Annotated in this window: 2 protein-coding genes; both read right to left on the minus strand. The window is 74.2% G+C overall.

Going from position 1 to position 10,299, the window contains the following annotated elements:
• The coding region (locus ACWCPI_RS38650; protein WP_451042633.1) for a beta-ketoacyl synthase N-terminal-like domain-containing protein at positions 1–629 on the minus strand (629 nt) is incomplete at its 3' end.
• Positions 630–717: 88 nt separating this feature from the next.
• A partial coding sequence (locus ACWCPI_RS38655; RefSeq protein ID WP_451042632.1) for an SDR family NAD(P)-dependent oxidoreductase occupies positions 718–10,299 on the minus strand: 9,582 nt, incomplete at its 5' end.

Here is a 10,299-nt window from a genome sequence, read left to right on the forward strand (position 1 = left end):
AGGGCCTGGGCGGCCAGGTGCACGGCGACCAGTGAGGACGAGCAGGCGGTGTCGACGGTGACCGCCGGTCCCTCGAACCCGAACGTGTAGGAGATGCGGCCCGACGCGACACTGCCCGCGCTACCGGTGCCGAGCAGCCCCTCGTACTCCTCGGTCGCCCTGCCGAACAGCCGCGCGCCGTAGTCGTTGTACATGACCCCCGCGAAGACACCGGTGCTGCTGCCGCGCAGCGACGACGGGTCGATGCCCGCCCGCTCGAGCGCCTCCCACGTCACCTCCAGCAGCAGCCGCTGCTGGGGGTCGATCGCGAGCGCCTCGCGCGGGCCGATCCCGAAGAACTCCGCGTCGAAGTCCCCGGCGTCGTACAGGAATCCGCCCTCACGCGCATACGACGTGCCCTTGCGGTCCGGGTCGGGGTCGTACAGCTCGCCGACGTCCCACTCGCGGTCCGTGGGGAAGGCGGTGATGGCATCCCGGCCCTCGGCCGTCAGCGCCCACAGGCCCTCCGGTGTCCGTACGCCTCCGGGATAGCGGCAGCCCATGCCCACGATCGCGATCGGCTCCCGCCGGCCGGCCGATGCCTCGGCCTCGGCCAGCCGCTGCCGGGTGTCGTGCAGGTCCGCCGTCACCCGCCTGAGGTATTCGACGAGCTTGTCTTCGTTCGCCATTTACTGGCCACCCATCCTTACGCGTACCCACGGGGACACCGGTCGCGGTTCATGCCCGCCCGAACTCCCTGTCGATGAAGTCGAAGATTTCTTCGGGTGACGACTCCGCCAGCTGTTCCGTCACCAAAGCGCCCCGGTCCTCGCGGCCGGCGTCGCCTCCGCCGTCGGTCGCGCCGGCGCGTCGGGCACCGCTCCACTCACCGGCCAGGGCGTGCAGCCGACGGGTGATCGTGGTGCTTTCCTCCTCGTCCGCTTCGGCGGCGAGCGTGCTCAGGAGCGCCGCCACGCGGTCGAGTTCCGCGAGCGCGGATTCGGCCGGCGTCAGCCGTACCGGGGCGGTGCGCTCGCACAGGTGCGTGGCGAGGGCGTGCGCCGTCGGATGGTCGAAGACCAGCGTGGCGGGCAGCCGCAGCCCCGTGAGCGCGTTCAGCCGGTTGCGGAGGTCGACCGCGGTGAGCGAGTCGAAGCCGAGCTCCTTGAAGGCCCGTTCGGGGTCGATGACGGCGGCTGTGGAGGAGTGCCCGAGAACGGCGGTGACCTGTTCCCGTACGAGGTCGAGGACGAGCCGGTACTGTTCCTGTTCGCTCAGCCCGGTCAGCCGGGCGGCCAATGACGGTCCGCCCGCAGAGACGCGGCGCGGCGGGATCCGGACCAGGCCGCGCAGCAGCGGGTTGAGCGAGCCGTCGGCGGCCTGCGCGGCCAGGGCGCCGGCCCCGAGCCGGGCCGGCAGCAGCACCGCGTCGGTGTGCGCGGCACTCAGCGCCGCGTCCAGCAGCGAAAGCGCGTCGTCGGTCGGCAGGGGCAGGAGCCCGTTGCGGCTCATCCGGTGGCGGTCGGCCTGGTCCAGGTGACCGGTCAGGCCCGAGCCTTCCTCCCACAGCCCCCAGGGCAGGGACAGGCCGGCGAGCCCGTGCGCGCGGCGGTGCTGGGCGAGCGCGTCCAGGAAGGTGTTGGCGGCGGCGTAGTTGCCCTGGCCCGCGCTGCCGAGGACGCCCGCCGCCGAGGAGAACATCACGAACGCCGCGAGGTCCAGGGACCGGGTGAGTCGGTGCAGGGTCCAGGCCGCGTCGGCCTTGGGCCGCAGTACGCCGGTGATCCGGGCGGGGGTGAGCGACCCGATGGTGCTGTCGTCGACGGCACCGGCTGCGTGGATCACGGCTGTGAGTGGATGCTCGGCGGGCACGGCGTCGAGCGTGGCGCGCAGGGCGTCGTCGTCGGTGACGTCGCACGCGGCGACGGTGACCTCGGCGCCCAGCGCGGCGAGTTCCTCCCGCAGCTCCTCGGCGCCCGGGGCGAGCGGCCCGCGCCGGCCGACCAGGAGGAGACGTGACACGCCGTGCGTCCGGACCAGGTGCCGGGCCACGAGGCGCCCGAGGGTGCCGGTGCCGCCGGTGATGAGGACGGTGCCCGAGGGGTCGAGCCCCGGTCGGGACACGGCCGCCTCGGCGCCCACGGCGTCCGTGCGACCGGCGTCCACGGCTTCGACGGCCGCACGGGCGAGCCGGGGAAGGTGGACCCGGCCGGCCCGCACGGCGATCTGGGGCTCGCCGTCGGCGGCCGCGAAGGCCACGGCGGCCGGGAGCGCGGCGAGCGACGCGGCCAGGCCGTCGGTGTCGACGAGCAGGAACCGCCCCGGCTCCTCCGCCTGGGCGCTGCGGACGAGGCCCCACACGGCGGCGCCCGCCAGATCGGGCACGTCCTCGCCGTCCTCGACCGGAACCGCGCCCCGGGTGGCCAGGACCAGCCGGGCCGGGGCGAGCCGTTCGTCGGCCGACCAGTCGCGCAGCAGGGACAGGGCCTCCAGCACCGCCTCCCGGGCGTCGAGGGCGGGTTCGTCACCGCCGGCCCGCCCGAGGTGGGCCAGCACGAGGTCGGGCACCGTGCCGCCGGACGCGAGTCGCGCGCGCAGGTCACCCAGGTCCTCGTACGACTCGGCTCCCATGTCCGTGGCCGTGCCGCCGGGCATGCCGCTCCCGAGCACGGCCAGGCGCAGGCCGGCACGGGGCGGGCCGTCCGGGCGTTCCGTCCACACGACCCGGTACAGGGCGCTGCCCCGTGACGTGCCGGCGCCGGGCAAGCGGTGCGTGGAGAGCGGGCGGACCGTCAGGGAACCGATCGACAGAACGGGGCGCCCGGACGGGTCCGCCAACTCCAGCGCCACCCCGCCCGCGCCGGCACCGGTGTCCGTGCCCGGCGTGAGCCGTACGCGCAAGGCCCTGGAGCCGGCCGCGTGCAGTCGCACCCCGGTCCAGGCGAAGGGCAGCCGTACCCCGGGGCCGTCACCGTCCGGGTCGGGCGCGGTCCAGGCCATGGCGTGCAATGCGGCGTCCAGGAGCGCGGGGTGGATGCCGTACCCGGAGCTGTCGGTCTCCTCGGGGAGATCGACCTCGGCGTAGACGTGGTCGCCGTCCTGCCACGCGGCGCGCAGCCCCTGGAAGACAGGGCCGTAGGCGAGGCCCGTGTCCGCGAACCGGTCGTACAGCTCTTCGGTGGCCAGCGGCTCGGCACCCTCCGGCGGCCAGGCTGCGTCCGCGTCCGCCTCGGCAGCGTCAGCGGTGGGGTCGGTGGCCGTTGGCGTTCCGCCGGCGAGAAGTCCGGTCGCGTGCCGCGCCCACGGGGCTTCCGGGTCGGCGTCGTCGGGCCGTGAGTGCACCGTCAGGGAGCGGCGGCCGTCCGCGTCGGGGGCGCCGACGAGGATCTGCAACTGCACCCCGCTCTCGGCGGGAACCAGCGGGGCCTCCAGGGTGAGCTCCTCGATGCCGGGACTGCCGGTCCGCTCGGCGCAGTACAGGGCCAGCTCCACGAACGCCGCGCCCGGCAGCAGCATCCGGTCCACGACGGCGTGGTCCGCAAGCCACGGGTGCGTCCGAGGGGAGAGTCGCCCGGTGAACATGTGACGGCCGTCCTCGGCGAGCACCGTCGCCGCCGTCAGCATCGGATGCCCGGCGCTGTCCAGGCCGGCCGAGCGCACGTCACCGGCCGGTTCGGCGGGCGCCAGCCAGTACCGCCGCCGCTGGAACGGATACGTCGGCACCGCCACCGACCCGTCGTCGGGCCGTACGCCGATGACCCGCTCCCACGCGATCGGCGCCCCGTGGACATGCGCGCGGCCCAGGGCACCCAGGAACTCGTGGTTCTCATCGCGTTCACGGCGCAGGGTTCCCAGCGCTGTCGCGGGCAGCCCCGACGCCTCGATGGTCTGCTCGGTGCCGAACGTGAGCACGGGGTGCGGGCTCGCCTCGACGAAGAGCCGGTGGCCCGTGTCGAGCAGGGCGCGCACTGTTCCCGCGTACCGCACCGGCCGGCGCAGGTTGCGGTACCAGTAGTCGGCGTCGAGCTCCCGGGTGTCCAGCTCGGCGCCGGTGACCGTGGACCAGAACGGGATCTCGGACTGACGGCCCCTCACATCGGCGAGGCGGTCGAGGAGTTCGTCGCGGATGACCTCCACGTGCTCGCAGTGCGAGGCGTAGTCGTTGGGGATGAGCCTCGCCCGGACCCCGTCGGCCTGGTAGCGGGCCACGAGCTCGTGCACGGCGTCGAGGTCACCCGAGACGACCGTGCTCGCCGGCCCGTTGTCGGCCGCCACCCCGACAGCGCCCTGCCAGCGGGACAGCGCCTCCTCCACGTCGGTGGCCGACAGCGGCACCGACGCCATCGCACCGGTGCCCCGCAGGGCGCGCAGCGTACTGCTGCGCAGGGCCACCACCCGGGCCGCGTCGTCGAGCGACAAGGCGCCCGCCACCGCGGCGGCGGCGATCTCCCCCTGGGAGTGGCCGATGACCGCGTCGGGGCGCACCCCCGCGGCGCGCCACAGCTGCGCGAGCGAGACCATCACGGAGAACAGCACCGGCTGCGCGATCTCCACCGGGTCGAGGGCGGGAGCCCCCGGCCGGCCCCGGAGCACATCGACGAGCGACCAGTCGACGTACGGCGCGAGCGCGTCGGCGCAGGCGTGCAGCCGGTCGGAGAACACCCGTGACGAGTCCAGCAGGTCCCGCGCCATGCCCACCCACTGCGAGCCCTGGCCCGGGAACACGAGGACGATGCCCCCCGGCGTCACGGGCGCCGTACCTGAGGACACGGCCGGATGCGGCGCACCCGAGGCCAACGCCTCCAGGGCCGTCCCGACCTCCGGGCGCTCCCGGCCGAGGACCACCGCGCGGTGCTCGAACCGCGAGCGTGTGGTGGCCAGCGCGTGCGCCACAGCGGCCAGGTCGTCGCCGTCCTCCGCGACCGCGGTACGACGCAACCGGCGGGCCTGCTCGCGCAGCGCGTCCTCGCTCCGGGCGGACAGCAGCCACGGAACCGGCGCCGCCGAACCCAGCAGCGGCTGCACCGCACCGGGCCCGGACTCGGCGTGCCCGCCGGGCCGTTGCTGGTCCCGTGGGGCCCGCGGCTCCAAGGTCTGTGCGGCCGGAGCCTGCTCCAGGATCACGTGGGCGTTGGTGCCGCTGATGCCGAACGACGACACGCCCGCACGGCGGGCCCGGCCCGTCTCCGGCCACGCGACGCTCTCCGTGAGCGGCGCGACCGCGCCCCGCCCCCAGTCCACGTGGGAGGTCGGCGCGTCGATGTGCAGCGACTGGGGCAGCACCCCGTGGCGCAGGCTCTCCACCGTCTTGATCACGCCTGCGACACCGGCGGCCGCCTGGGTGTGCCCGATGTTCGACTTGACGGACCCCAGCCACAGCGGCCGGTCCGCCGCCCTGTCCCGACCGTACGTGGCCAGCAGCGCCTGTGCCTCGATCGGATCGCCCAGCGGGGTACCCGTTCCGTGCGCTTCCACCGCGTCGACGTCGCCGCCCGTCAGCCCGGCGTTGTCCAGCGCCTCCAGGATCACGCGCTCCTGCGACGGGCCGTTGGGCGCCGTGAGCCCGTTGCTGGCACCGTCCTGGTTGATCGCGCTGCCCCGTACGACCGCCAGCACCCGATGCTTGTTGCGTACGGCGTCCGAGAGCCGCTCCACCAGCAGCAGCCCCACTCCCTCGCCCCACGCCGTGCCGTCGGCCCCGTCGGCGAACGGCTTGCACCGGCCGTCGGGCGCCAGCCCACGCTGACGGCTGAACTCGATGAAGATCCCCGGTGAGGACATCACCGTCACGCCCCCGGCCAGCGCCAGGTCGCACTCGCTGTCGCGCAGCGCCCGGCAGGCCAGATGCAGGGCGACGAGCGAGGACGAACAAGCCGTGTCCAGGGTGATCGCCGGCCCCTCCAGCCCCAGCGCGTAGGCGACCCGGCCGGAGGCGACACTGGTCGTGGTGCCGGTCAGCAGGTACCCGTCGACCTCCGGCGTCGAGGCACCGAACCCGTACTGCTGCGACGCCATGCCGACGAACACCCCGGTCCGGCTGCCCCGCAGGGTGACCGGATCGATACCGGCACGCTCCACGGTCTCCCACGCGGTCTCCAGCAGCAGCCGCTGCTGCGGGTCCGTGGCCAGCGCCTCGCGCGGGTTGATGCCGAAGAAGTCCGCGTCGAAGCGGTCCGCGTCATGGATGAACCCGCCCCGCCCTGTGTACGTGGTACCGGCCTTGCCCGGCTCGGGGTCGAGGATCGCTGCCAGATCCCAGCCCCGGTCGGTGGGGAAGTCCGAGATCGCGTCACCCGCCCCGGCGACCAGCTCCCACAGCTGCTGCGGGGAGTCCACGCCGCCGGGGAAGCGGCACGCCATGCCGACGATGGCGATCGGCTCGTCCGCCCCCACGTCCTTGCGTGTCCTCCCGGGCCGTGACCGGCGGGCCGGCGCCGACCCCGCCGAGGACTGCGCCTCCTCCCCGAGGATTTCGCGCAGCCGGCCGGCGAGCACTTCGACCGTGGGATGGTCGAAGACCAGTGTGGCCGGCAGCCGCAGCCCGGTCAGGGCGTTGAGACGGTTGCGCAGCTCCACCGCGGTGAGCGAGTCGAAGCCGAGCTCCTGGAACGTACGCCCCGGATCGACCGCGTCGGCGGCGCTGTGCCCCAGCACGGCGGCCACCTCCGCACGGACCAGAGCCACCATGATGCGCGTCTGCTCCGCCTCCGTGCGCCCTTCCAGACGGCCGAGCAGCGCGGTGGCGCCGCCACTCGCCGTCCGGCGCGCGCGGCCCCCGGCGGCGGCACCCGCGTGCGCCAGCTCGCGCAGGATCGGCGGCACCGCGGCGGAGGGCGCCGACGCCAGCGCCGAACGGTCCAGCGCGGCAGGCACCAGCACGGCGCGGTGGTCCGACAGCGCCGCGTCCAGGAGGGCCAGCCCTTGCCCACCGCTCAGCGGCAGCAGACCGGAGCGCCGTATCCGCCGCTGGTCGGCCTCGTCCAGGGCACCGTTCATGCCGTTCGGGTCACCCCAAAGGCCCCACGCCAGGGACACGGCCGGAAGCCCGGCCGCGCGCCGCTGCCAGGCCAGCCCGTCCAGATACGCGTTGGCGGCAGCGTAGTTGCCCTGACCGGCGCTTCCCAGGACACCGGCGGCCGACGAGTACAGAACGAACGCCGAAAGGTCCAGGTCCCGGGTGAGCTCATGGAGGTTCCACGCCGCGTCCGCCTTCGGCCGCAGCACGGCGTCCAGGTGCCCGGGTGTCAGCGACCCGATGGTCGCATCGTCCACCAGCCCCGCCAGGTGCACTACGGCGGTCAGCGGATGCTCGTGCGGTACGCCGTCCAGCAGCGCGCGCAGTGCTTCCGCGTCGGAGGCGTCGCACGCCGCCACGGTGACCTGCGCCCCCAGCTCCTCCAAGTCGGCCCGCAGCGCCGCCGCCCCCGGCGCGTCCGGGCCCCGCCGACCGGTCAGCAGCAGCCGCCGCACACCGTGCCGGCTGACCAGGTGCCGCGCGGCGAGGGCACCCAACGCACCCGTGCCACCCGTGACCAGCACCGTGCCTGAGCTGTCCATCGGCCGTGGCACTGTGAGCACCAGTTTGCCGACGTGCCGCGCCTGGCTGAGCTGCCGCAGTGCCTCGGGCGCCGCACGCAGGTCGTACGCGGTCACGGGCAGCGGCTCCAGCACTCCTCGTTCGAACAGCTCGACCAGCTCCGTCAGCATCCGCTGGATCCGGTCCGCGCCCGCGTCCGCAAGGTCGAACGCCCGGTAGTCGACACCGGGTCGATCCGCCGCTACCCGCTCCGGCTCGCGGATGTCCGTCTTGCCCATCTCCAGGAAGTGACCACCGCGGGGCAGCAACCGCAGCGAGGCGTCGACGAACTCACCCGCGAGGGCGTTCAGGACGACATCGACACCCGCACCGCCCGTCGACTCCAGGAACGCGTCCGCGAAGTCGAGCGTCCGCGAGTTCGCGAGGTGTGCGTCGTCCAGACCCCGCGCCCGAAGCGCCGCCCACTTGGGGTGGCTCGCCGTGCCGAACACCTCCGCGCCCAGATGCCGGGCCAGCTGGGTCGCCGCCATGCCCACGCCACCGGCCGCCGCGTGGACCAGGATCCGCCGCCCCGGGCCGATCCCCGCCAGGTCGACCAGTGCGTAGTACGCCGTCAGGAACACCGTCGGAGCAGCCGCCGCCTGCGCGAACGACCAGCCCTCCGGCATCCGGGTCAGCATCCGGTGGTCGGTGACGGCCCACTGTCCCAGGCAGCCCTGGAACAACCCCATCACCCGGTCACCGGCCGCCACGGTCGCCACGTCCGGGCCCACCTCCGTGACGACACCCGCACCTTCCGAGCCGAGCATCGGCTGCCCCGGGTACATGCCGAGGGCGATCAGCGCGTCACGGAAGTTGAGACCGGCCGCGCGCATCGACACACGTACCTCACCGGCCGCCAGGGGCCTGGTGGCGTCCTCCGCCGGAACCAGCACGACGCCGTCCACGGTGCCCGGCACCGACACATCCAGACGCGTCCCCGCGTCGAGCGCCGACAGCGGCGTCGGCGCTGCGGACACCAGCCGCGGAGCATGCAACGTCCCGCTCCTCAGGGCCAGTTGCGACTCACCCGCCGCGAAGGCCGAGTGCACCGCTCCCCAGGCATCGACATCGGTCGCTGCCTCGCCCAGGGTCTCGCCCCCGGCCGCGTCCACGTCCAGCAGCGCGAACCGCCCGGGGTTCTCCGTCTGGGCCGAGCGCACCAGACCCCACACCGCCGCCGCGCCCAGGTCCGACACGGGCTCCCCGTCCTGCACGGCCACCGCCTGACGGGTCACCAGCACAAGTCGCGCCGAGCCGAACACCTCGGCGGCCAGCCACCGCTGAATCAGCTCCAGCACATACGCGGTGGCATCCCGCGGCTGCCGCATCGGCGGTACGACGGCGAACACAGCGTCCGGCATCCCGGCACCCGCGGCGACGGCGTCGCACAGCTCCCCGAGTCCGCCGCTGAGCACCGCGCCGGGCACCGGCTCCTCCACGCCCGCCACACCGTCCCGCACGCACCACCGTACGAACTCCCGCTCCGCGGGACCCGCGGCGGGCAGCGCAGGCCAGTCGGTCCGCAGCAGAGCGTCCCGCGCCACCGCCGTGTCCGGCACCAGCTGCTCGGGTGTGACCGGCCTGGCGGTGAGCCCGTCGACAGTCGCCAGCACGGCGCCCTGCTCATCGGCGACCGTCAGCGCCACCGCGTCCTCGCCCGCCGGAGACAACCGCACCCGCAGCGCCGTGGCACCGCCGCCGAGCCCGTACGCGGACACACCCGTCCACGCGAACGGCAGGCGTGTCGTCGCTCCGTCACCGTCACGCAGGATCGTCACGTGCAGCGCCGCGTCCAGCAGCGCAGGGTGGAGTGCGAACCCCTTCGCGTCGGTGCCCTGGGGCAGCACGACCTCGGCGTAGAGGTCGTCGCCGTGCCGCCAGGCGGCACGCAGCCCCTGGAACACGGGGCCGTACGCCATGCCGAGCAGGCCCACCCGCTCGTACAGGTCGTCCACTTCGACCGGAACGGCGCCCGGCACCGGCCACTCCGCCAGGTCGTCGTCCTCGGGCGGCGCCTCCGCCGCGGCGAGCAGGCCGGAGGCGTGACGCGTCCACGCCACATCGGAGTCGGCGGGCCGCGCATGGATGCCGATCTGCCGGGCCCCCGTCTCGTCGGCGGGATCCACCTGCACCTGAAGCTGCACCGCGCCGGCCTCCGGCAGGACCAGCGGCGCCTCCAGGGTGAGCTCGGCCACCTGGCCCCCACCGGTCCGGTCCGCCGCGTGCAGCGCCAGCTCGACGAAGGCCGTGCCCGGCAACAGGACCATGCCCAGGATCGCGTGGTCGGCCAGCCACGGGTGTGTCTCCACCGAGATACGGCCGTGCAGGAGACAGGCGTCGCTCGCGGCGACGGTGACCATGGCTCCGAGCAGCGGATGATCGGCTGCGCCGAGCCCGGCCGCCGCCACATCACCCGCGGCGGATCCAGCCACCGCCCAGTAGCGGCGCTGCTGGAAGGGATAGGTGGGAACTTCGGGGTCGGTGGAACCGGGAGGGATCAGGGTGTTCCAGGTGGGTGGGTGGCCTTGGGTGTGGAGGGTGGTGAGGGCGGTGGTGAGGGTGGTTGTTTCGGGGTGGTCGGTGTGGAGGGTGTGGGTGATGGTGTGTGGGGTGGGTTGCTGGTCGAGGGTGGTGTGGATGTGGGGTGTGAGGGTGGGGTGGGGTCCGATTTCGAGGTAGGTGGTGACGTTGTGGGTGTGGAGGGTGGTGAGGGCGGTGGTGAGGCGGACGGGTTGGCGTAG

This window comes from Streptomyces sp. NPDC001920 (assembly GCF_053594495.1).